This is a genomic window from Rhabdothermincola sediminis, from assembly GCF_014805525.1.
Taxonomy (GTDB): domain Bacteria; phylum Actinomycetota; class Acidimicrobiia; order Acidimicrobiales; family Acidimicrobilacustridaceae; genus Rhabdothermincola; species Rhabdothermincola sediminis.
The window spans coordinates 75,176-97,702 of record NZ_JACFSZ010000005.1 but is presented as its reverse complement, the minus strand read 5'-3'; the positions used below and the strand labels follow the sequence as shown (position 1 = coordinate 97,702).

Here is a 22,527-nt window from a genome sequence, read left to right as displayed (position 1 = left end):
GCTGCTCAGGGTCGCAGGTCGCTCCAGTCCTCGGGGTTGTCCTCCACGAACCACTCCACGACGTCGCCGTTGACACCGTCGATCAGCACGAGCCCCCGCTTCTCCGGCGGGTCCTCGGCCGAATAGAGCAGGATCCGCCAGGTGGGCCGGCTGAGCAGACCCCGCCAACCCATCTGTGCCGACGCGTGACCGACCGGGAACCCGACCTGGCGGGTTGCCGCCACCAGGGCATCACGCTCGTCGACATCGAGATCCCATCCGGTGACGAAGCTGTACACCCCCGCGAGCGCCAGACCGACGGCTGCAGCCAGGAAGCCACTGTTGACGAGCACGGGATCGCCGCCACGGGTGGCGAGCCACAGGCCGGCGCAGGCCGCGGAGATGACCCAGTAGAGGATGGCGGGGATGCGGCGCCGGTTGTTGTTCGGGAACAGGTAGGGCCCGACGTAACCGGAGGCGTCGAGATCTGCCGGGAGCGCGTCGCGGATGTCCGCGTCGGAGAGCGGCTCCGTGCGGGACGGCTCGCGCTCGGCCGGCGGCTGCGGAGCAGGTGTCGCCTCGTCGGGCTGGTCGGGCTCGTCGGACATGGCGGCTGCGACGGTAGCGGCCGGGCTGCGCGGCCGCACCTCTGCTCAGGATCTGGTGGCGGCGGTGGGCCAGGCGTCACGCAGCTTCCGCCAACTCACCGGCAGGGCCTCGGGCATGACTCGGGTCTCCGCGACCGCGGTCATGAAGTTCGTGTCGCCGTGCCAGCGGGGCAGCACATGGACGTGGAGGTGCTCGGGCACCCCGGCACCGGCAGCGCGACCCAGGTTCATGCCGATGTTGACCCCGTCGCAGCGGTAGGCGCGCTTGATCGCCGCCACCGCGTCGCGCACCTCCAGCCAGAGGTCACGCATCTCGGGATCGTCGAGCTCCTCCAGCTCGGCCACCGCCCGGTTGGGGAGCACGAGGAGATGTCCGCTCGTGTAGGGGTAGGCGTTGAGGATCGAGGAGCACCGCTCGCCCCGATGGACGACGAAGCTCTCCTCGTCGGGCTGCCCGCCGTGGAGGATGCGCTCGAACAGAGATCCGCCGGTGCGCTCCCCGCCGAGCCCTCCCGACGTGGCAGCATCGAGGTAGGCGCTGCGCCAACCCGCCCAGAGATGGTCGATGCCCCCCATGGGCCGCTCAGACGTGCCCGACCACGTCCGCGGCGAGCCGCTCGATGAAGTCATCCACCGGGACCCCCCGCTCGACGTCCCCGCCGCGCGGGTTCACGCCCACCGTGCCGTGCTCGACATCGTCGTCGCCGACGACCAGCACGTAGGGGATCTTCTCGAGCTTCGCCTTGCGGATCCTGCCGCCCAGCGGCTCCGTGGCGTCGACGAACTCGACACGGAAGCCCTCGGCCGCCAGCCGGTCGACCAGTCGATGGGCATAGACGTCGTGATCGTCACGCACCGGCAGCACCCGGGCCTGCACCGGCGCCAACCAGGCGGGGAACGCGCCGGCGTAGTGCTCCAGGAGGACGGCGAAGAAGCGCTCCACCGACCCGAACAGCGCCCGGTGGATCATGATCGGACGGTGGCGCTCCCCGTCGGGACCCACGTACTCGAGACCGAAGCGCTGCGGGAGCATGAAGTCGACCTGGATGGTCGAGATCTGCCAGGTGCGACCGATGGCGTCGCGCGCCTGCACGGAGATCTTGGGGGCGTAGAAAGCGCCGCCTCCCTCGTCGAGGACCAGGTCGAGCCCCATCGACTCGGCCGCCTGGCGGAGCGCCTCGGTGGCCTCCTCCCACTCCTCGACGGTGCCCACCGCCTTGCCTTCCGGCCGGGTCGAGAGCTCGAGGTAGAAGTCGTCGAGGCCGTAGTCGCGCAGCAGGTTCAGGACGAACGTGAGCAGCGAACGCAGCTCGTCGGGCATCTGCTCCTTCGTCGTGAAGATGTGGGCGTCGTCCTGAGCGAACCCGCGGGCTCGGGTCAGCCCGTGCACGACGCCCGACTTCTCGTACCGGTACACCGTCCCGAACTCGAAGAGCCGCAGCGGCAGCTCACGGTAGGAGCGCAGCCGGCTCTTGTAGATGAGGATGTGGAACGGGCAGTTCATCGGCTTGAGGTAGTACTCGGTGCCCTCGTCGAGCTCCATGGGCGGATACATGCCCTCGGCGTACCACTCGAGGTGACCGGAGGTCTCGAAGAGGCTGGCCTTGCTGATGTGCGGCGAGTACACGAACTCGTAGCCGGCCTGCTCATGGCGCGCGCGGCTGTAGTCCTCCATGATGCGACGCACCACCCCGCCCTTCGGGTGGAACACCGCCAGCCCGGAGCCGATGTTCTCCGGGAACGAGAAGAGATCGAGCTCGACGCCGAGCCTGCGGTGATCCCGCTTCTCGGCCTCGGCGAGCCGGGTGAGGTAGTCGTCGAGATCCTTCTTCGTGGCCCATGCGGTCCCGTAGATGCGCTGCAACATGGGGTTGCGCTCATCGCCGCGCCAGTACGCGCCGGCGACCCGCATGAGCTTGAAATGACCGAGGCGACCGGTGTGCGGCACGTGCGGCCCGCGGCACAGGTCGATGAACCGGGGTGGGTTCTCGTAGGTCCGAACAAGCCCCCGCTCGGTGACCGATGTCGGGTCCTCCGCCGCGCCACGGATGATCTCGCACTTGTACTTGTGGTCGCGGAAGATCTCGAGGGCCTTCTCCTCGGGAACCTCGTCGCGGATGAAGGGCTGCTCCTCGGCGATGATCTCGCGCATGCGGGCCTCGATGCGCTCCAGGTCCTCCGGGGTGAACGTGGCCCCGCCGGGCAGCTCGAAGTCGTAGTAGAACCCGTTCTCGACCGGTGGGCCGATGGCGAAGGTGGCACCCGGGAACAGGTCCAGCACGGCCTGCGCCAGCACGTGCGCTGTGGAGTGGCGGATCGTGTAGAGCCCTCGCTCACTGGTGTCGGTGATGATGGCCACCTCGTCGCCGTCGGCGAGCGGCCAGACCAGGTCCCGCTCCACCCCGTTGACGTTCGCGATCACGGCAGCCTTGGCCAGCCGGGGCCCGATCGCCGCCGCGAGGTCACCGGCGGTCGAGCCCGTCGGGAGCGTCTTCGCGGTCCCGTCAGGCAGCGTGATCGTGATCTGGTCGGCCATAGACCGCGGAGCCTACCTGGAGGCTCTCCCCGCTCCCGACGCCGTTCCCTGAGAGGTGGGTCACCCGACCCGGCTCGCTCGGCACGCCCTCGCCGTGCTTCGTGGCGTAGGTGTCGACGTACTCCTGACCTGACAGCTCGCGGATCTCGTACATGACCTCGTCGGTGATCTGGCGCAGCAACAGGCGGTCGCCAGCCCGGTCGCGGTAGCGGCTGACGTCGATGGGCCGGCCGATGCGCACCCGCATCATCTTGAACGGCTTCGGCAGTGGGGCGTCCGGCGGCTGGACCTCCGCGGTGCCCTGGAGGCCCACCGGGAAGATGGGCGCGCCCGTCCGCAGGGCCAGCCGGGCCACCCCGGTGTGCCCCCGGTGGAGCTTGCCGTCGCGGGAGCGGGTGCCCTCCGGGTAGATGCCGAAGAACTCACCCCGCTCCAGCACGCTCGCCGCAGCGGCCAGCGCCGCCTCCGCCGCGGACCCCCCGGAGCGGTCGATCGGGATCATCCCCAGCGCCGGGAACAGGTGCCTCGTCTTCCAGCTGTCCAGGTACTCGGCCTTGCCGACGAAGGTGATCCGCCGGGGCAGCACCGCACCCAGAACGAAGTGATCGATCACCGAGAGGTGGTTGGGGGCGAAGATCGCGGGCCCACGGTCGGGGACCCGCTCGAGGCCCTCCACCTCGATGCGCCACAGGAACCGGAAGCAGGGCCGGAGGATCGCTCTCGCCACCGGATAGAGCTGCCCGACCTCCGATCCCATGGCGCCGATTCTCCCACAGCGCATGCCGGGACGCCCCGGCCGAGCCCGAACCTGGTCCCGCTCAGATCAGAGCTCGACGCCGAGGAGCGCCGAGGCATGCCCCACGCTCTCTCCCCGGCTGGCCGCTGCGTCCACGGCGGCCACCGCCCGGGGGGTGTCGAGATCGTCGTCGAGGGCGGCCCGCACCTCGGACAGGGTGTCATCGCTGGCGGTCGAGGCCGGTGCGGCCGTCGCCGCCTGCCAGCGCTCCAGGCGCTCGGCGGCCTCGGGCATGAGGTCGTCGGTCCACTCCCAGCTGTGGCGGTAATGGTGCTGGATGCAGGCCAACCGGATGGCGCGGGGGTCGAAGCTCTTCAACAGGTCGCTCACGAAGACCAGGTTCCCGAGCGACTTCGACATCTTCTCGCCGCCCATCCGCACCATCGCCTGGTGCATCCAGTGGCGCACGAAACGCTGGCCGGTCGCCGCTTCCGACTGGGCGGCCTCGCACTCGTGGTGCGGGAAGATCAGATCCGATCCGCCGCCGTGCAGGTCGATCGTGGTGTCGAGCTCGCGCAGCGCGAGCGCCGAGCACTCGATGTGCCATCCCGGACGGCCAGGGCCCCACAGCGACTCCCACGCGGGCTCACCTTCAGCCGACGGCTGCCACAGGACGAAGTCGAGCGGGTCGCGTTTGTTCGGGTCGTCGGGGTTCCCCCCGCGCTCCGCGGCCAGCCGGAGCATCTCGTCCCGGGACAGGTGGCTGATCTGCCCGAAGCGCTCGAAGGAGCTGACGTCGAAGTAGACCGCGCCCCCACTCTGGTAGGCATGGCCCCGGTCGAGGACCATGCCGATGAAGCCACGGATGTCGGCAATGGCGGAGGTGGCCCGAGGCTCGCTCCAACACGGCAGCACGTCGAGGGCTTCCATGTCGGCGTCGAAGCGGGCGGTCTCGGCCGCGGCCAGGTCGAGGTAATGGACGCCCAACTGCCGTGCCTTGCGGAGGATGTCGTCGTCGACGTCGGTGACGTTGCGCACGCAGCGGGTCTCGTGCCCCCGGTCCCGCAGGCGGCGTTGCAGCACGTCGTAGGTGAGGTAGGTCGCGGCGTGACCGATATGGGTCGCGTCGTAGGGGGTGATGCCGCAGGTGTACATCGTGACCACTCGCCCCGGCTCGAACGGCACGATGGCCTGGCGGGCGGTGTCGTACAAGCGCATGGGCGGCAGGTCACGCCACGGCTCGTCGCGCAGGGTGCTGCCGTCACCGGATCCCATCGCCGGCAGGGTACCGGCGCCGTGACGCGCCGGGCGACCTCCCTCGCCGGGCTCGACGGTCAGTGATCGACGTTGATGCCGGTGAAGCGAACCGCGGCCCGGGTCTTGTAGCGGATGTTCAGCTGCAGCAGGACGGCGGCGAAGGCCTCGATCGGCGCCGCGTTCGACAGCTCGCCGGCGTCGAGCGGGCGGAGATCGGGGATCTTCGAGACGATGTCGATGGTCGTCTCCGTGGCTGCCGGATGATCGGAGCACACCAGCACGTCGCTCTCCACCGCGCCGTTGAGGTCGCCCAGCTCCTTGGCCGGCACGTGGTGCAAGGCCGCGGCGACCCGCGACCTCGGCACGGCCGCCTGCACCGACGCGGCCACGGACCCGCGCGGGGGCACCAGCGGTTGGAACTCGTGGCCCACCTTCGCCAAGGCGTTGGCCATCGAGATCACGACCTTGCCCTGGAGCTGCCTGGCCACCGACTTGGCGGTGGCTGCCGCGGCGTCCCACGGCGTGGCGATCACCACAACCTCGGCGGCGGCGGCCCCTTCGTTGTCGGCCGCGTCGATGGCCAGGCTCCGGCCCTCCCAGCGGGAAAGCAGCCCGTCGCGCACCTCCATGGCCCGGTACTTCGACCGTGAACCGACCACCACCTCGAAGCCCACGGATGCCAGGCGAGCAGCGAGACCGCTGCCCGCCGGACCGGTTGCACCAAGAATCCCGATCTGCACACCGCCACCCTAGGCGATGACCCGACACGGCGGTCCAAACCCTGACGACGAATCAGGCATGGCCGCCGTGGCCGGTAACGTGCCCACCGCCGTCGCGGTCGGAGGTCCCATGGGTCTGCTGGAAGGAAAGCGTCTCGTCGTCACCGGTGTGCTCACCGAGGCGTCACTGGCGTTCGGGGTGGCCAAGCTCGCCCAGGAGCAAGGCGCGGAGCTGCTGCTCACCAGTGTCGGCAAGGTGATGAAGAACACCAGGCGCGCCGCGTCGAAACTGCCGATGGAGCCCGAGGTGCTCGAGTTCGACGCCACCGATGCCTCACACCCCGGTGAGCTTCGCGAGCAGCTCGCAGATCGATGGGGTCGTGTCGACGGCGCACTGCACGCCATCGGCTTCGCTCCGCCGGTGTGCCTGGGCGGCACCTTCCTCGACGCCACCTGGGAGGACGTCGGTGTGGCGCTGAACGTCTCCGCGTACTCCCTGAAGGCGCTCGCCGACGCGGTCGCACCGCTGATGAGCGCGGGCGGGTCGATCGTCGCCCTCGACTTCGACGCCACCGTGGCCTGGCCCGCCTACGACTGGATGGGAGTGGCGAAAGCCGCGCTCGAGTCCACCGCCCGCTACCTCGCCCGCTACCTCGGCCCCCAGGGGATCCGGGTGAACCTCGTCGCTGCCGGTCCCATCAAGACCGTCGCCGCCCGTTCGATCCCCGGCTTCTCCACCTTCGAGGACGTGTGGGCCGACCGCGCCCCTCTGGGTTGGAACGTCAAGGACGCCGACGCGGTCTCGAAAGCGTGTGTAGCGCTCCTCTCGGACTGGTTCCCCCTGACCACCGGCGAGATGCTCCACGTCGACGGCGGGTACCACGCCACGGGCGCCTGAGCCCTCCGTCGGACACCCCCAGGGGGCCGATCAACCGCGGTCCTCGGGCTCCAGGTACTCGGGGTTAGCCACTCGCAGCTTGTCGACCACGCTGCCATAGATCACCGCCTTGACCTCGTCGTAGCGCGGGTCGAGGGCACCGGCCCGGATGGCGGCCGCGAGCTCGGCATCACTCGTGAAGCCCACCTGTTCGAGGCGCCGGGCGTGGGCCGCGGCCATCGCCGGGCCTTCGGCGAGCTCGCGCTCCACCATCCTCAACACGTTCATGGCCACCCGCACGTGGAACCGCACCCGCCCCTCGGTGAGGTCGAGCACGTCGTGCTCGAGCAGCTCGCGGACCGCCTCCACCAACTCCGCTGCCGTGGGCCGATCGTGGGGTGCGCTCACGGGAGCATCCTCAGCAGGTCGTACTCGGTCTCACAGACCCGCCGCCCGATCGCGGCCAGCTCGACCGACCGGCTAGCACCGCTCAGGTGCGCGGACGCCTGCAGCAGGCAGATGACGCCCCACCGCAAGGTGCCGAGGACCTGCCACCAGTACAGCGCCTCCCGGTCCACGGGCAGGCCACCGGCCGCCTCGTAGCCGGCGAGCAGCTCGTCGAGCGAGCCCAAGCCGGCGACCTCCCCGGTTCCTCCGAACCGCCAGGCCCGGATGGTGAACCACCCGAGGTCGGCCAGGGGGTCGCCGAGGTGGGCTAGCTCCCAGTCGAGCACCGCCACCAAGCCCCCGGGGGCCACGAGGAGGTTGCCGAGCCGGAAGTCGCCGTGGACCACCGACGGTGTGGCCGGTGGCGGCCGGTTGGCCTCCAACCAGCGGAATGCCAGCTCGAACGCGGGGTGCGCCCCGCCGAGCGCGTCCACCAGGCGCCGCAGCTCCCCTAGCTGGTCCTGGACGCGCAGCCCGGAGGCATCGTCCGCCGAGAGCCGGTGGATGCGAGCCAGCGCCACCGCGCACTGGCCGACGAGGACCCCCCGCGCGGTGGCGAAGCGGTCGTCGCGCAGGATCCGCCGGGCGATGGTCTCCCCTTCCAGCCGTTCCGTCACGATGAACGGCGCGCCGAGGATGCTCGGGTCATCCGACGCCGCCATGACCCTGGCCACGGGGACGCCGGCTCGCGCCGCCGCGGCCAGCAGCTCCGCCTCGGCCTCCATGGAGAACGACCCGGCGACCGGACCCGGTCGTACCCGTTGCAGGATCAACGGCCGGCCGTCGAGCTCCAGACCGAAGGTCTCGCGCGAGGCGCCGCCGGAGAGCCGGCGCAGATCGCCCACCTCGCCTCCCAAGTGGCTGCCGAGCGCGCTCGCCAGCTCGGCCGGCTCCACTTCAGCAGTACCTGGCCACGGTGGGATACGGGTTCACCGGTCTGCCGTAGCCGCCGATGTGGATCTCGAAGTGCAGGTGTGTGCCGGTGCCCTTGGCGTCACCCGTATCGCCCACGTAGCCCACGACCGTTCCCGCGGGGAGCCGGCCGTCGACCCCGGCGTAGGAGTCGAGGTGGGCGCCGTAGTACCAGTTGCCGTCGTCGCCCTGGAGGCGGAAGGTGAGCCCTCCGATGCCACCGGTCTTCAGCTGCACCATCCCGCTGACCGGGGTCACCACCGGGGTGCCTCGCGGGGCCATGATGTCGACCCCCTGGTGTGCCCGCCCACCGGGCCGCGGGGCACCCCAGGAGTCGACGAATGTCCGTGCACCCTGCACCGGGCAGATCCACAGCCCGCCACCGCTGGCGGGAGGGGCGACCGTCGGTGGCGGGGCTGTGGGTTGCCTGCTTCCGGTACCGCTGGTGGCGGGGGGGCCACCTCGGGTGCCGCCTACGGCGGTCGACTGTCCCGCTCCGGATCCGCTCGCCCGGTCAGTGGCGGCTCGCCGCGCGGCCTCTTCGGCCGCCCGGCGCTCCGCGTCGATCCGCTGCGCGTCCTGCCGCTCGAGCTCCGCCAGCTCCCGGTCGAGCTTCTCGCGCTGGTGCCGGATCGCCTGCAGCTTGGCCTGCTGATCCTCCTGGCGAGCGGCAAGCTCCGCAGCAGCTCGCTCGAGCCGGGCCTTCGTCGCCCGGTACTCGTCGATCGCGTCGACATCGCTCTGGGTCACGAACCGGGCCAGGGCCCGGGCGCGCTCCTGCTCGTTGATGTCCACTCCCAGCAACAGCTCGACATCGCTGCCCGAGCTCGTGTACCGCTCCACGGCGACGTGCCGGACCCGGTCCCGCAGCCCCTCGAGCCGGCTCTCGGCGTCCGCCCGCTCGGATTCGAGCCGGCTGACCTGCGCGTCGAGCTCCCCGAGCTCAGCTTCGATCCGGGCGAGCTGCCGGGTGGTCTCGGTCGCCCGCCGGCGGGCCTCCGTGAGCCCAGGCGTCTGCTCGGCGCCAGCCGGCTGGGCCACCGCGACCAGCAGGGCGAGCGCGACGGTCAGCGCGAGGGGTCCGGAAGCGGCGCCACGCACGGCGCGCGAGGCTAGCGTACTCGTGGCTCACGTTGTCCAGGTGGCGCGTGTTGCACGTGTGGCAGGAGTGGGCGGTGTGGCAGGACCGCCAGAGGTCACGAGCGCTTCGACGAGGGCCGGTCGGACTCGTCGAGGATGTCGCCCACCAGCTCCTCGACGAGGTCCTCCAGGGTGACCAGGCCCGCGGTGCGACCATCCGGGTCTCGAACCACGGCCACATGGACCCTGGCCCGCCGCATCCCGAGGAGGAGGTCCTCGAGCGAGCGGTCGCAGGGCACGTCGAGCATGCGCCTGACCAGGCGCAGCGGCACCGGCCGGGAGGCGGCCTCCGCCGGCACGGTGAGCAGGTCCTTGGCGTGGATGAACCCGCGGACGTCGTCGAGGTCCCGACCGGTCACCAGCAACCGTGAGTGGCCGCGCTCGAGCACCACCCGCTCGGCCTCGGCCACGCTGGTGCCGATCGAGATCGTCGCGATCCGCTCCCGGGGCACCATCACCGCCGAGACGTCACGACCCCCGAAATCGAGCACCCCAGCCATGAGGTCGGCGGCGAAGTCCTCGATCACGCCTTCCTCCCGTGAGGTGGCGACCATGAGTGCCAGCTCCTCGGCGGTGTGACCGACCGCCAGCTCACGGCGCGTCCGCACCCCCATCAGGCGCAGGCCGCCATTGGCCAGCGCGGTCAGCACGGCCACGATCGGACCGAACAGGAACAGGTACGCCCGGTCGAGCGGGGCGAGTCGGAGCAAGGTGCGCTCGGGATCGACGATGGCCACGTTCTTCGGCACCATCTCCCCCACCACCAGATGGAAGAAGACCACGATCACCAGCGCGATCCCCAAGGCGATGGAGTGGGCGAGCGCTTCGGAGGCACCGGTGATCTCCACCAGGGGCGTGATCAGCTCGGCCACCGCTGGTTCGGCCACCACGCCGAGCCCGAGCGACGCCATGGTGATGCCGAGCTGGGCGCCGCCGAGCTCCCGGTTGAGGTCGGTGAGCGCCGCCATGGCACGCTCGGCCCGGCGATCCCCGGCCGCGGCCAGCTCCTGGAGCTTGGTGCGGCGGGAGCCGACCACCGCGAACTCCACCGCCACGAAGAAGCCGTTGGCGAACAGCAGGGCCACCGCCGCGGCGAAAGGCCAGACCTTCATCGCCTCCCCGGCCCTTCCGGCTGGGGTTCCTCGCCGGGTCCCACGACGGCCACCTCGGCGATCCGCCGGCGGTCCATGGCCACGACGGTCAGGGTCCAGCCGTCCCAGCTCAACTGCTCGCCCACCTCGGGGATGTGGCCCAACCGGTCGAGCACGAAGCCGGCGAGCGTGTCGAAGCTTCCCTCGGGCACCTCGAGGCCGGTGGCGTCGTAGACCTCGTCGCGGTGCAGCGTCCCCGACAGGACCCACTCTCCCGGACCGCGCACGCGGGTGAGGCGCGGGGTGACGGTGTCGTACTCGTCGTCGATCTCGCCGACGATCTCCTCGATGATGTCCTCGAGGGTGATGATCCCTGCCGTCCCGCCGTACTCGTCGACCACCACCGCGAGGTGCTGGCGGCGGGAGCGCATGTCGAACAGGACGTCCTCGAGCTCCCGGCTCTCCGGCACGGTGAGCACGTCAGTCATCAGCGAGCCCACGCCCGTGGTCGCCCGCCGGGACTGGGGGACGGTGTGAGCGGCACGCACGTGCACCACGCCCCGGATGTCGTCGAGGTCCGCGCCGTAGACCGGGAAGCGCGAATGCCCGGTCTCGGCCGACGCGGCCACCAGGTCCGCGACCGTGCCGTCGAGCGGGATGGCCCGCACCGAGGTCCGTGGCACCAGCGCGTCGGCCGCGGTCTTGCGACCGAACCGGATCGACCTGGTGAGCAGCGTCGACGCCGAGCCGGCGAGCGTGCCCTCCTGCTCGGACGCCGCCACCAGCAGCTCGAACTCCGAGAGGGTGCGGACCCGCGAGAGCTCCTCACGGGGCTCCATGCCCAGACGCCGCACGGTCCAGTTGGCCGCCCCGTTGAGGGCCCGGATCAGCGGTCCGAACACGGTGCCGTACGCCGTGAGGAACGGTGCGAGCACCCGGCTGGTGCGCTCGGGGTGCGCGATGGCGAGACCCTTCGGCATGAGCTCGCCGACGATCATCTGGACGATGGTGGCCAGTACGAAGCCGACGGTGACGGCCAGCCCGCGGACCGCTCGGGCGCCCACGATCGGTTCCAGCACCGGCCGCAGCACCTCGGCGAGCACCGGCTCGGCGAGGAAGCCGATCACCAGCGACGTCACCGTGATCCCGAGCTGGGCGCCCGCCAGATGGAACGACAGCCGCCGCAACAGGGCCCGCACCGACCGGGCCCGCCGACTGCCGGCCTCAGCTTGGCGGTCGATCCGGCTCCGGTCCACGGCCACCAGGGCGAACTCGGCCGCGACGAACACCCCGTTGGCGACGATCAGCAAGCAGACGGCCAGCAGGCCGAGCGCGAGGTTGATCGGTGCACTCCGTGGCCGGGGGCAGGTCGCCGCCAGCGTACCAACGCCCGACTCATGAACCGGCAGGCGAGGCGCGTGCTCCCGCACGCGCTTTGCCTGCCGGTTCGCGTCGGGCGCGGGCGCTCAACCGGCCCGAGGTCGGATCACGGTCGAGCTGCACCGCCATCCGCATACAGGCCGAGAGCGCCTCAGCCGTGAGCACCTCCCGGATCGCACCGCACGCCTGCACCCGACCGGCGGAGAGCAGCAGCGCATGGGTGAAACAGGGCGGGATCTCCTCCACGTGGTGGGTGACCAGCACCGTCGGCGGCGTCGAGGGATCGGCCGCCAGGTCATCGAGGCTGGCCACCAGCTCCTCCCGACCCGGCAGGTCCAGACCCGCGGTCGGCTCGTCGAGCAGGACCAGATCCGGCTCGGCCATCAGCGCGCGGGCCAGCAGCACCCGCTGGCGCTCACCGGACGAGAGGGAGCCCAGCCCGTGGGCCGTCCTCGCGCCCACCCCCATCCGGTCGAGCAGCTCGGCGGCTCGCGTCCGGTCGGCGTCATCGTAGGTGTGCCACCACGGCTCGAGGGCGGCGTACCGCCCGGTCATCACCACCTCGAGCGCGGTGAGGCTCGGGCGCAGTTGATCGGCCGAGCCGGCACTGGCCACACCGATGCGACCCCGCAGACGCCGGACGTCGGTCCGTCCGAGCTGGTGGCCGAACACCCGCACCTGCCCGCTCGTGGGATGCAACCACAGCGACGCGATGCGCAGCAGCGAGGTCTTGCCGGAGCCGTTCGGGCCGAGCACCACCCATCGCTCACCGGACTGCACGACCCAGTCGACGCCATCGAGGATCACCTGTGCGCCGCGGACCAGCGACACGCTCCGCAATTCGACTGTCGGATCCTGCCCGGCCCGTGGAGCGCTCATGCCAACGACCGGGCCAGGACCGCGAGGGCGGCGAGGGCCGAGAGGGTGAGCACCGCCCGACGAGCCACGACCCCGTCGACGTGGCGGGACACCCATCCGGACCCGATGAAACCGGTGACCGCCCCCGGCATCAGGACGGCTGCGTCCACGAGCTCCCGGCCGCCGATCTGACCGACCGCCGCCAGGAACCCCAGCGAGACCAGGCAGGAGACGGTGAAGTAGCGGGCGAGTGCCGCCCGCAGGTCAGGGCCGCTGCGACCCTGGAACGCCAGCGCGATGGGCGGGCCTCCCGCGCCCACCGTCGACTGCATCAACCCGGAGAGGCTGCCGGCGGCGAAGAGCACCGGTGGGGTGGGCTCAGCCCGTAGGCCCGAGATGGAGAGGGCCACCGCGGCCAGGATCATGGCGGCGAAGATCACGCCGAGCGCGCCGTCGTCGCTGGCCAGCACGAGCACGGTGGCGCCCATCAGCGCCCCGGGGATCTGGCCGGCGATGGGCCAGGCCACCGCGCGCCAGTGATGGCTACCGCGTTCCCGCCGGAGCATGAGGATGTTGAGGACCAGCGCGGCGAGGATGAGCGGTGCCGGCACGAAGGTGGGGTCGAGCAGGGCGAGCAAGGGCGCCGCGACCAGCGCGGCACCGAATCCCACCGATCCTTGAACGGCCGCGCCGGCGGCCATGACGGAGACGGCGGCGAGCAGCGTGAACGGGCTCAAGCCTGCGAGTGTGCCACCGTGAGCCATCCCGGATCGAAACGGCGACCCCCCTGCGTTCTGGCAGGTCAAACGCGTGCCAAAGCACGCGTTTGACCTGCCAGTTGATGGGTGACTCCGGAACGCGACAGGGCCCCGCGGTAGCGGGGCCCTGCGTGGTCGGAAGGGATCGGTGTCAGCCGGTGAAACGTGGGCTGGTCGTCGCCGCAGCCTGCTGTGCCGTGGTGGACGTCGTGGTGGTCGGCGGCAGCGTGGGTGGCGGCTGGGTGGACGGGGTCACACCCGTGACGATCGTGGTGCCGAGCACGGTGGCCTGGGGGTCGACACACGACAGGTTGAGGGTGATGTTGAGCGGAGCACCGATCGTGACGGACAACGTGATGGTGCCCACGGTGTAGATGATGTCGGTCTCGCCACCCTCGACTTGGCCGGTGAACGGGCCGACCTGGGGTGGGCTGGGCGGTGGGACGGGGATGGTGGCGTCGGGTGGGTTCCCCACGATGGTGTTCGGAGAACTCGCTGAGCCCTGGGCGATCACCGGAAGCGTCAACCCCGAGACATCGACCGAGGTGATGCCGAGACCGGTGAGGAGGTCGATGGTCTCCTGGGTGAGGCTCAGCCCCCACGTGAAGCTCACCGTCGCCGTGTCGCCCGGGGGCAGGTTCTCCGGGACGTCCGGTGTCACCTGGAACGGGACGTTCAGCGACCCACCGAAGTTGTTGAGGATGGTCTGGCTGGCCTCGTCCGCGCCGGTGCAGACTCCGTTGACGTTGATCGGCGTCACAGCAGCACCGGCCGACGCGGGCAGTGAGGCTGCCAGACCGCCTGCCAGCACTCCCGCAGCCACGGCGACCGCCAACGATCTACGAAGACGCATGATCTGTCCCTCCCTGGAAGAAGCCCCGTCGATGAGCCCGCGCCGGGCCCACGAAGTCCGAATCACGCTACTTGGACCCGGGTGGCGGGGCAAGCACGGTCAGGCGGGGTCGACGGCGGCGAGCTGCGCCAGCAGGCGCGGGCGGCTCTCGTCGATCTCCTCGCTGAGCAGCCGCTCGAGCACCGACCCGCCGAACGATCCGCCGTAGTGGAGGTCCATCTCCAGGCGACTCAGCCCGCCGTCGGCGACGACACGGGCTTCGAGCACCCAGGCTGAGTGCCGACGGCCGTCGAGCTCCCGGCGCTCGAACCGTACCCGTGTGGGCGCTTCGTGGACCGTGCGCACCATCCGCAGCCGCTTCGAGCGCGCCAGCGGACCGATCCGGCCTCGCAGCTCCACCGACCACGCGGGACCGGCATCGCCCGGCGCCGCGGGCGCGGGCTCCGCCTTCGGTACGATCGACAGCCACGCCGGGTAGCGACCCAGGTCCTCGACGGCAGCGAACAGACGGCGGGGCGGGCACGGGGCTTCGAGTGATGCGGTCATCTCCACCCCGCCATTGTGCCCGCCCGGGACCGCAGCGCCCGCTGCCCGAAGCCGGGGTCAACCACGCTCCAACGGCTCGACCGCGCCGGGGAGCACCGTGACCCCCACCTCCGTCCCCACGCCGGGAACCGCCTCCCCGTCGGCGAGCACGTCGAGCGTCGTGCGCTCCCCCAGCCGCACCCGGACCACGGTCTGGTCTCCGGTGAAGAGGTGCGCGTCCACCCGGCCTCGCAGCTGCCCGGCGGCGTCGAGCCGCGCGCCGCGGGGGCGGACCAGCACGGACCCGTGACCAGGAGGGAGCTGGGTCGCCGCTCGAGCAAGCACGCCCGCCTCGAAGAGCACCGTGCCGTCACGAACCTCGACGTCGAACACGTTCGTGAAACCGAGGAAGCGCGCCGACCAGGCGTCACCCGGACGAGCCCGCAGCTCGGCGGGCGGGCCGCGCCGCACCACCCGCCCCTCGCGCAACAGGGCCACCTCCCCCGCCACGCTGAGCGCTTCGTCCTGGTCGTGGGTGACGTACACCACCGACACCTCGAGGTTGGCGAACAGTTCCTGGAGCTCGACCAGCAACCGTTCGCGCAGCGCCCGGTCGAGGGCCCCCAGCGGCTCATCGAGCATCAGCACTCGGGGAGCGGGGGCCAATGCCCGCGCCAACGCCACCCGCTGGCGCTCGCCCCCGGACAACGACGACACCGCCCGGGACCCGCAGCCGGACAACCCGACCAGCTCGAGCACCTCGCCGACCCGCGCTCCCTGCTCGGCCCGCCCGGCACCGCGCACCCGCAGACCGAAGGCCACGTTGCCGGCCACGTCCAGGTGCGGGAACAAGGCGTAGTCCTGGAACATCAGTCCCACCTGCCGCCGGTGGGTGGGGAGCGGTGTCAGGTCCCGTCCATCGACCCGGATGGAGCCCCGCTCGACGGGTTGCAGCCCCGCGATGGCCCGCAGCAGCGTGGTCTTGCCGCTGCCCGAAGGCCCGAGGACCCCGAGCACCCCGCCCGGGGGCACGGTAGCGGACACTCCGTCAAGGATGTGGCGGCCGTCGATGGTGACGGCCAGGTCCTCGACCTCCAGCATCAGAACTCCCCGATCCGGCCGACCCGGACCCGTTCGATGGCGAGCATCACCGCCACCGTCAGCCCCATCAGGATGGTCGACAGCGCAGCGGCCTGCGCGAAGTTGAGCGGGCCCGGCTGGCCGAGGAACCGGTAGATCGCGATCGGGAGGGTCGGCCACTGGCTGCGAGCGAGAAACACGGTGGCCCCGAACTCGCCGAGCGAGACCGCGAACGCGAAACCGGCCGCCGCGAGCAGCGCCCTTCCCACGAGTGGCAGGTCGACCTCCCGCCACACCCGAGCCGGCCGAGCACCGAGCACGGCAGCAGCCTCCCGTAGCCGCGGGTCGATCGAACGCAGCGTCGGGACCAGCAGACGGATGACGAACGGTACCGCCACCAAGGCGTGTGCGATGGGCAGCAGCACGAGCGAGTCGCGCAGGTCCAGTGGAGGACGATCCAGAGCGATGAGGAACCCGAATCCCACGGTGACCGCGGAGGTGCCCAGTGGGATCATGAGGAGGGTGTCGATCCAGCGGGCCGTGCGTGCCGGATCGCGCCCGGCGATCGCGAACGCCGCCATGGTTCCCACCACCAGCGCGATCAGGGTGGCCGCCCCGGCGAAGAGCAGGGAGTTGCGCACCGCTTCCAGGGGTGCGACGAACAGCACGCTCCCCCGCCTCGACGTATCGAGTGCACGGTACGCGTCGAGTCCCCAGCCGCCTGGCGTCGACAGGGACCGCCCCACCAGCACGGCGAGCGGCGCCACCAGCAACACCGCGATCACCGCCAGGTTGGCGCCGAGCAGCGCCCGGTCGCGCCAGCCGGCGAGCGGGCGCGCGGTCTCGGTGGCCGGGCGTAGGAGCTGGCTCACCGAGCGGCGCTCCTGGTACCGGGCGTACACGAACAGCACCGCCACCACCGCCACCAGTTGCACCAGCGCCAGCACCGCGGCGGTGTCGAGGTTCAACAAGCGTGCCGTCTGGGTGTAGATCTCGACCTCCAACGTGCGGTACCTGGGGCCACCCAGGATCAACACCACCCCGAAGCTGGTGAAGGTGAACAAGAACACGATCGACGCGGCCGCCGCCACTGCCGGGCGCAGGAGTGGCCAGGTGACGCGCCGGAAGCTCTGCCACCAGCCAGCGCCGAGCACCCGGGCAGCTTCCTCGAGGTGCGGGTCGAGGTGCATCCACAGACCGCCCACCGTCCGCACCACCACCGCGTAGTTGAAGAAGACGTGCGCCAACAGGATCGCCCACACCGTCCCTCGCAGGTCCACGCCGAGGGGGCTGCGGGGCCCGACCAAGCCCAGGAAGGCGGCGCCCACCACGACGGTGGGCAGGACGAAGGGGACGATCAGGCCCGCCCACAGCAGCCGCTTCCCCCGGAACTCGAGCCGGGCGAAGCACCAGGCTGCGGGCATGGCCACGACAACGGTGAGCAGGGTCGAGACCGCCGCCTGCCAGGCGGTGAACCACACCACCCGCCGCAACGCGGGCTCGCCCAGCACCTCCCCCACGACGCCGAGATCCCACTGGCCTGCGGGTCGCAGACCCCGCAGCACGATGGCGACCACCGGATAGGCGAAGAAGATCGCCAGGAACGCCAGGGGCACCCCGACCAGCAGCAGGCGCCCGAGCCGCCGGAGGATCACTCGGAGAAGAGCTTCGTCCACTCCTCGATCCACCGGTCACGATTGGCAGCCACCTCCGCCGGCGGTAGCTCTAGCGGGTCCGTCGCCAGGGCCGCGAACTTGGTGAAGGTTTCCGGCAGGGCGGCTTCGGTGTTCACCGGGTAGACGAACATGCGCATCGGCACGTCCTCCTGGAAGGGGACGGAGAGCAGGAAGTCGATGAGCTGGCGGGCCGCGTCCGGGTTGGCCGCGCCGGCGAGGATCCCGGCGAACTCGATCTGGCGGTAGCAGGTCGCCGGCACGAACCCGGTCGGTGCGTCCTCGACACTGATCGACGGGTCGGGCACCTCTGCCGCCGGACTGGACGCGTAGCTCACCACCAAGGGGCGGTCTCCTTCCCCGCTGCCGCCCGAGAAGTCGCTGTAGTAGGCCTGTTCCCAGCCGTCGGCGACCGTAACCCCGTTGTCTTTCAAGGCACGCCAGTAATCGAGCCAACCCTCCCCGAATCGTGCCCTGGTGCCCAGCAGGAACGCGAGCCCCGGGCTCGAGGTGGCGGGGTTCTCGACGACCAGCATCCCCCGGTAGCGGGGGTCGGCCAGGTCCTCCAAGGTGTCGGGGACCGGGAGCCCGTCGGCTCGCAAGCGCGACCGGTCGTAGTTCACGCACACGTCGCCCACGTCGATCGGGGTCACGCGGTGCTGGGGATCGAGGACGTAGGAGGGATCGACGCCGGCCAGCGCAGGCGATTCGTACGGTTCGAACAGGCCCTCGTCGAAGGCTCGGGTCAACAGGTTGTTGTCGATGCCGAACAGCACGTCGCCCTGCGGGTTGCGCTTGGCCAGGATGGCCTGGTTCACCACCTCGACCGCGTCGCCGCCTCGCACCACCTCGACCTTGATGCCGGTGCGCTGCTCGAACCCGGCGAGCACCGCGTCGCTCACGCTGAACGAGTCATGGGTCAGCAAGCGGACCGAGCCACCGCGACCGGCGCCGGTCGCGGGCGCGGACGTGTCGTCGCCGGAACCGGACGACCCGCATGCAGCGCTCATCAGCGCGACGAGGACGACGAGCGCGGCGATCACCCGCACGCGATCGGCAGCGGCGCGGGGGCTGGACACTGGGTTCACGTGATGCCTCCTGTGAGCTGTCGGAAGACGTGTGTGCCCCGACCACCGGGCTGGATGGCGATCAGCACCCCGCTGCCGACCTCCACCGTGGCCTGCTCGCCGAGCAACTCGTTGCTGACGCCCCGGGTCGTGCCGGGAATCAGGGTGTCGCAGGCGAGCGGGTACAGCAGACCCGCCGTGGTCACCCCGTGCACCGGGCCACCGATGGGCAGCAGCGTCACCAGCTCACCCGGCGAGCCCGAGAGTCGCGCCAAGCTGCGCACCACGTGGATGCGCGCCCCGCTGTGGCGGGCTTCGATCTCGAGCGGCGCGAACTCGGCGGACGCGAGCACCAAGGCATTGGCGAGGAGGTGATCGAAGCGACCGCCTCCCCCACCGACCACGACCACCTGGCGGGCCCCGAGCTCCCGCGCCCGCCGGAGCGCGAGCTCGAGGTCGGTGTGATCCTTCGCCTCGGGATGGGGCTCGACCACCGCTCCCCGCGACTCGGCCCGCGCCAGTAGGCCGACGTCGACCGAGTCGAAGTCGCCGACCACGACGTGCACCGGCCAGCCGAGGTCGAGCGCGTGGTGGAGACCCGAGTCAGCGGCGATGACGTAGGCGTCCCTCGGCACACCGTCCAGAGCGTCCGGCGACGGTCGCTCACCTCCGGTGAACACCACCGCGAGGGGGCCGCTGGGCGGCGGCGCAGGTGACGGGTGTGGGGCTCGTCGGATGGTCATCGCGTGGTCCTCGGGAACACACGAGACGAACCGAGCCTCCCTGCGCCGGCATGACCCGGATCAGGTTCGAACGGTCGGAGGGGAACTGCCCTCCCTCTCAGCCCGACGTGCCCGGGCTCCCGTGTTCCTCGGGGAACAGGCTAGCCGGCCCCGCACCCGACGCAGCCTCGGGAACCGGCGATCAGCCGACGGCAGCGGGAGCCACCCCTCGGATCCCGCTGCCCTGGTGGTCGAGGAACCACCGGTAGGTCGCTGCGATGCCGTCACGCAGCTCGATGGTGGGCCTCCACCCCAAGGAGTTGATGCGGCTCACGTCGAGGACCTTGCGGGGCATGCCGTCGGGCTTGGTGGTGTCGAAGACGAGCTCCGCCGTCGGGTGCACGATGTCCCGGATGATCTCGGCCAGCTCGCGGATGGTGACGTCGACACCGGTGCCGACGTTGATGGGCCCCGGCTCCTCGTACGACTTCATCAGGAACACGCAGGCATCGGCGAGGTCGTCGACGTGGAGGAACTCGCGCCGCGGCGTACCCGTTCCCCAGATCTCGACCGCGGTCTCCCCCCGCTCCTTCGCGTCGTGGAACTTGCGGATCAGCGCGGGGAGCACGTGGCTGGAGGCCAGATCGAAGTTGTCGTTGGGGCCGTACAGGTTGGTGGGCATCGCCGAGATGAAGTTGCAGCCGTACTGGAAGCGGTACGCGTCGCAGAGCTTGATGCCGGTGATCTTGGCCAGGGCGTACGCCTCGTTGGTCGGCTCGAGTGGCCCGGTGAGCAACGCGTCCTCCGTGATCGGCTGTGGCGCGAGCCTCGGGTAGATGCACGAGCTGCCGAGGTAGAGCAACTTCTCCACCCCGAAGAGGTACGCAGCGTGCACGACCGTGGCGTGGATCATCATGTTGTCGTAGAGGAACTCCGCGGGCCGGGTGGAGTTCGCGAGGATCCCGCCCACGGTGCCGGCCACCAGGTACACGTACTGCGGGCGATTGGCGCGGAACCAGTAGTTCACGGCCGCCTGATCCCGCAGGTCGAGCTGGTCACGCCGCGCGGTGAGGATGTTCGTGAACCCTTCGTGCTCGAGGCGACGCACGATGGCGGAACCGACCAGGCCCGCGTGACCAGCCACGAAGATGGGCGCGTCGAGAGGGATGTCGGTCGTCATAAGGGTGACCACAGGTTACCCCCCGTGCCACGCCGAGCCCTGCCCCCGGGCCGCGGCCGAGGTGGCCGATCGCAGCATGCCAAGATCGATGCCGTGCCGAGCCTCCGAGCTGCGATCCGCCGCCCGATCATCCTCGCCGCGGTCGTGGTCGGAGCGTGCGCGCTCCTCGCTGCGAGCTGCGGCTCGCCGTCACCGTCGAGCTCGCCGGGCAGATCGACCGCTCCGGACGGTCCGCCCGAACAGCTCACCGTCCGGGTACAGCAGTCGTACCCGCATGACCCCCGAGCGTTCACCCAGGGTCTCGAGCTGGCGGACGGGAGCTCGTACTTCGAGAGCACGGGGCTGGAGGGCCGCTCGTCGCTGCGCCGGGTACAGCTCGAATCCGGGGAGGTGCTCCAGCGGCGCGACCTGGACCGCTCGCAGTTCGCCGAGGGGCTCACCAGGGTGGGCGACCGCCTGGTCCAGCTCACCTGGCGGGACGGTGTGGCTCACGTCTACGACGCCGGCACCCTGGCACCGGTGGAGGACTTCGACTACGAGGGTGAGGGGTGGGGCCTCTGCTACGACGGCCGACGCCTGGTGATGAGCGACGGCTCCGGCACCCTCGCCATCCGCGACCCCGACAGCTTCGAGCTGCTCGATCGGGTGCGGGTCACCAACGACGGCAAGCCGGTCCAGAAGCTCAACGAGCTGGAGTGCGTCGACGGCACCGTCTACGCCAACGTCTTCCAGACCGACCAGATCCTGCGGATCGACCTGGCCACCGGCAGGGTCACCGGCGTGATCGACGCCTCCGGCCTGCTCACCTCCGAGGAGGCGCAGCAGGCCGACGTCCTCAACGGCATCGCCTTCGATCGGGAGCGCGGTGTGTTCCTCCTCACCGGCAAGCTCTGGCCGAAGGTCTTCGAGGTCACCTTCGAGCCGGCCGGCTCCTAGCCTTCGGTCGATGCGCCGCGCCCTCTTCACCGATGAGCACGACCTGTTCCGCCGATCCTTCCGATCCTTCGTCGAGAAGGAGATCGCCCCTCACCACCTCACCTGGGAACAGGAGGGCATCGTGCCCCGAGAGCTGTTCCTCGCCGCCGGGGAGGCGGGCTTCCTGTGCATGGCCGCACCAGAGGAGTACGGCGGCGGCGGGGTCGACGACTTCCGCTACAACCTCATCATCGCTGAGGAGATCCAGCGCGCCGGCGTCGCCGGCAGCGGTCTCGGTATCACCTTGCACAACGACATCTGCCTGCCCTACTTCCTCTCGCTGGCGACGGCCGAGCAGAAAGCCCGGTGGCTGCCCGGCATGTGCTCGGGGGCGTTGATCACCGCCATCGCCATGACCGAGCCCACCATCGGCTCGGACCTGGCGTCGATGCGGACCTCGGCCATCCGCGACGGCGACCACTACGTGGTGAACGGGTCCAAGACCTTCATCACCAACGGCATCAACGCCGACCTGGTCATCACCGCGGTGAAGACCGACCCGTCCCAGCGGCACAAGGGCATGAGCCTGCTGGTGATCGAACGCGGCATGACCGGCTTCGAACGGGGCCGCAACCTCGACAAGGTGGGCCTCCATGCCCAGGACACCGCCGAGCTGTTCTTCACCGATGTGGAGGTGCCGGCCAGCAACCTGCTCGGCCAGGAAGGTGCGGGCTTCCTCCACCTGGTCGACAACCTCCCCCAGGAGCGGCTGTCGATCGCCATGTCGGCGGTGGCCGCGGCAGCGCAGGCGCTGGCCTGGACCCTCGACTACGCACGGGAGCGGGAAGCGTTCGGCCAGCCGATCGGGTCGTTCCAGAACAGCCGCTTCCGCCTGGCCGAGATGAAGACCGAGATCGACATCGCCCAGGTGTTCGTGGACCGCTGCGTGGAGGCCCTCGATGCCGGCGAGCTGACCGCTGAGGAGGCGGCCGAGGCCAAGTGGTGGTGCACGGAGCTACAGAAGCGGGTCGTGGACGCCTGCGTGCAACTCCACGGCGGCTACGGCTACATGCTCGAGTACCCCATCGCGCGCGCCTACGTCGATGCCCGGATCCAGACGATCTACGGCGGCACCACCGAGATCATGAAGGAGATCATCGGGCGCTCGCTAGGTCTCTGAGGGCACCTGCGGTTCCGGCGCAGCACTACGCTGC

Annotated in this window: 23 protein-coding genes and 1 riboswitch; of the genes, 3 read left to right on the top strand and 20 right to left on the bottom strand. The window is 70.7% G+C overall.

Annotation, left to right across the window (positions count from 1 at the left end):
* Window positions 1-5: 5 nt before the first annotated feature.
* From HZF19_RS05620 to npdG, 6 genes are all read right to left on the bottom strand, one after another.
* Entirely contained in the window at window positions 6-587 is a 582-nt protein-coding gene (locus HZF19_RS05620) for a hypothetical protein (protein ID WP_208027776.1), read from the bottom strand.
* Between the two features lie 45 nt (window positions 588-632).
* The gene (locus HZF19_RS05615) at window positions 633-1,163 is read right to left on the bottom strand and encodes an HIT family protein (RefSeq protein WP_208027775.1); all 531 of its coding nucleotides are present in this window, start codon (window positions 1,161-1,163) and stop codon (window positions 633-635) included.
* A gap of 7 nt (window positions 1,164-1,170) precedes the next feature.
* Complete coding sequence (gene thrS / locus HZF19_RS05610; protein ID WP_208027774.1) at window positions 1,171-3,123, bottom strand: threonine--tRNA ligase; 1,953 nt, start codon at window positions 3,121-3,123, stop codon at window positions 1,171-1,173.
* Complete coding sequence (locus tag HZF19_RS16800) at window positions 3,092-3,880, bottom strand: lysophospholipid acyltransferase family protein (protein ID WP_208027773.1); 789 nt, start codon at window positions 3,878-3,880, stop codon at window positions 3,092-3,094. The genes thrS and HZF19_RS16800 overlap by 32 nt, the downstream gene beginning before the upstream one ends.
* Window positions 3,881-3,946: 66 nt before the next feature.
* A complete protein-coding gene (gene cysS / locus HZF19_RS05600; protein ID WP_235979429.1) occupies window positions 3,947-5,134 on the bottom strand; it encodes a cysteine--tRNA ligase in 1,188 nt (395 codons plus the stop codon).
* Between the two features lie 59 nt (window positions 5,135-5,193).
* On the bottom strand, window positions 5,194-5,856 hold the full coding sequence (gene npdG, locus HZF19_RS05595) for an NADPH-dependent F420 reductase (RefSeq protein WP_208027772.1): 663 nt from the start codon (window positions 5,854-5,856) through the stop codon (window positions 5,194-5,196).
* A 109-nt stretch (window positions 5,857-5,965) separates the two neighbouring features.
* Here npdG and fabI point away from each other — a divergent pair, with 109 nt between their 5' ends.
* Entirely contained in the window at window positions 5,966-6,733 is a 768-nt protein-coding gene (gene fabI / locus HZF19_RS05590; protein ID WP_208027860.1) for an enoyl-ACP reductase FabI, read from the top strand.
* Window positions 6,734-6,763: 30 nt separating this feature from the next.
* On the opposite strand, the gene HZF19_RS05585 is transcribed toward fabI, so the two are convergent.
* From HZF19_RS05585 to HZF19_RS05520, 14 genes are all read right to left on the bottom strand, one after another.
* Window positions 6,764-7,120: a DUF6285 domain-containing protein gene (locus tag HZF19_RS05585; protein ID WP_208027771.1), complete on the bottom strand. Its 357-nt coding sequence runs from the start codon at window positions 7,118-7,120 to the stop codon at window positions 6,764-6,766.
* Complete coding sequence (locus tag HZF19_RS05580) at window positions 7,117-8,055, bottom strand: phosphotransferase family protein (RefSeq protein ID WP_208027770.1); 939 nt, start codon at window positions 8,053-8,055, stop codon at window positions 7,117-7,119. The genes HZF19_RS05585 and HZF19_RS05580 overlap by 4 nt, the downstream gene beginning before the upstream one ends.
* A gap of 1 nt (window position 8,056) precedes the next feature.
* On the bottom strand, window positions 8,057-9,172 hold the full coding sequence (locus HZF19_RS16795; RefSeq protein WP_208027769.1) for a murein hydrolase activator EnvC family protein: 1,116 nt from the start codon (window positions 9,170-9,172) through the stop codon (window positions 8,057-8,059).
* Between the two features lie 95 nt (window positions 9,173-9,267).
* Complete coding sequence (locus tag HZF19_RS05570) at window positions 9,268-10,323, bottom strand: hemolysin family protein (protein ID WP_208027768.1); 1,056 nt, start codon at window positions 10,321-10,323, stop codon at window positions 9,268-9,270.
* Window positions 10,320-11,612 carry a hemolysin family protein gene (locus HZF19_RS05565; protein ID WP_208027767.1) on the bottom strand — a complete coding sequence of 431 codons (1,293 nt, stop codon included), beginning with the start codon at window positions 11,610-11,612 and terminating at the stop codon, window positions 10,320-10,322. The genes HZF19_RS05570 and HZF19_RS05565 overlap by 4 nt, the downstream gene beginning before the upstream one ends.
* An 85-nt stretch (window positions 11,613-11,697) precedes the next feature.
* Entirely contained in the window at window positions 11,698-12,561 is an 864-nt protein-coding gene (locus HZF19_RS05560; RefSeq protein WP_372443438.1) for an ABC transporter ATP-binding protein, read from the bottom strand.
* Window positions 12,558-13,277 (bottom strand): TSUP family transporter, encoded by a 720-nt coding sequence (locus HZF19_RS05555; RefSeq protein ID WP_208027765.1) that lies wholly within the window; start codon window positions 13,275-13,277, stop codon window positions 12,558-12,560. Before HZF19_RS05555 ends, HZF19_RS05560 begins: the two co-directional genes overlap by 4 nt.
* A gap of 172 nt (window positions 13,278-13,449) precedes the next feature.
* Window positions 13,450-14,151: a hypothetical protein gene (locus tag HZF19_RS05550; protein ID WP_208027764.1), complete on the bottom strand. Its 702-nt coding sequence runs from the start codon at window positions 14,149-14,151 to the stop codon at window positions 13,450-13,452.
* Between the two features lie 99 nt (window positions 14,152-14,250).
* Window positions 14,251-14,697, bottom strand: coding sequence for an SRPBCC family protein (locus tag HZF19_RS05545; RefSeq protein ID WP_208027763.1), 447 nt, complete (start codon window positions 14,695-14,697; stop codon window positions 14,251-14,253).
* Window positions 14,698-14,754: 57 nt separating this feature from the next.
* Window positions 14,755-15,777, bottom strand: coding sequence for an ABC transporter ATP-binding protein (locus tag HZF19_RS05540; RefSeq protein ID WP_208027762.1), 1,023 nt, complete (start codon window positions 15,775-15,777; stop codon window positions 14,755-14,757).
* Window positions 15,777-17,411: an ABC transporter permease gene (locus HZF19_RS05535; protein WP_208027761.1), complete on the bottom strand. Its 1,635-nt coding sequence runs from the start codon at window positions 17,409-17,411 to the stop codon at window positions 15,777-15,779. The genes HZF19_RS05540 and HZF19_RS05535 overlap by 1 nt, the downstream gene beginning before the upstream one ends.
* Window positions 17,408-18,517, bottom strand: a complete 1,110-nt coding sequence (locus tag HZF19_RS05530) for a thiamine ABC transporter substrate-binding protein (RefSeq protein ID WP_208027760.1) — start codon at window positions 18,515-18,517, stop codon at window positions 17,408-17,410. Before HZF19_RS05530 ends, HZF19_RS05535 begins: the two co-directional genes overlap by 4 nt.
* The gene (locus tag HZF19_RS05525; RefSeq protein WP_208027759.1) at window positions 18,514-19,239 is read right to left on the bottom strand and encodes a thiamine diphosphokinase; all 726 of its coding nucleotides are present in this window, start codon (window positions 19,237-19,239) and stop codon (window positions 18,514-18,516) included. Before HZF19_RS05525 ends, HZF19_RS05530 begins: the two co-directional genes overlap by 4 nt.
* Before the next feature lie 20 nt (window positions 19,240-19,259).
* Window positions 19,260-19,372: riboswitch (TPP riboswitch) on the bottom strand.
* Between the two features lie 48 nt (window positions 19,373-19,420).
* Complete coding sequence (locus HZF19_RS05520) at window positions 19,421-20,398, bottom strand: GDP-L-fucose synthase family protein (RefSeq protein ID WP_208027758.1); 978 nt, start codon at window positions 20,396-20,398, stop codon at window positions 19,421-19,423.
* Between the two features lie 93 nt (window positions 20,399-20,491).
* Here HZF19_RS05520 and HZF19_RS05515 point away from each other — a divergent pair, with 93 nt between their 5' ends.
* Together HZF19_RS05515 and HZF19_RS05510 are read left to right on the top strand one after the other, a co-directional pair.
* Window positions 20,492-21,334 carry a glutaminyl-peptide cyclotransferase gene (locus HZF19_RS05515; RefSeq protein ID WP_307781141.1) on the top strand — a complete coding sequence of 281 codons (843 nt, stop codon included), beginning with the start codon at window positions 20,492-20,494 and terminating at the stop codon, window positions 21,332-21,334.
* A 10-nt stretch (window positions 21,335-21,344) separates the two neighbouring features.
* Window positions 21,345-22,493 (top strand): acyl-CoA dehydrogenase family protein, encoded by a 1,149-nt coding sequence (locus HZF19_RS05510; RefSeq protein WP_208027757.1) that lies wholly within the window; start codon window positions 21,345-21,347, stop codon window positions 22,491-22,493.
* The last annotated feature ends 34 nt before the right edge of the window (window positions 22,494-22,527 follow it).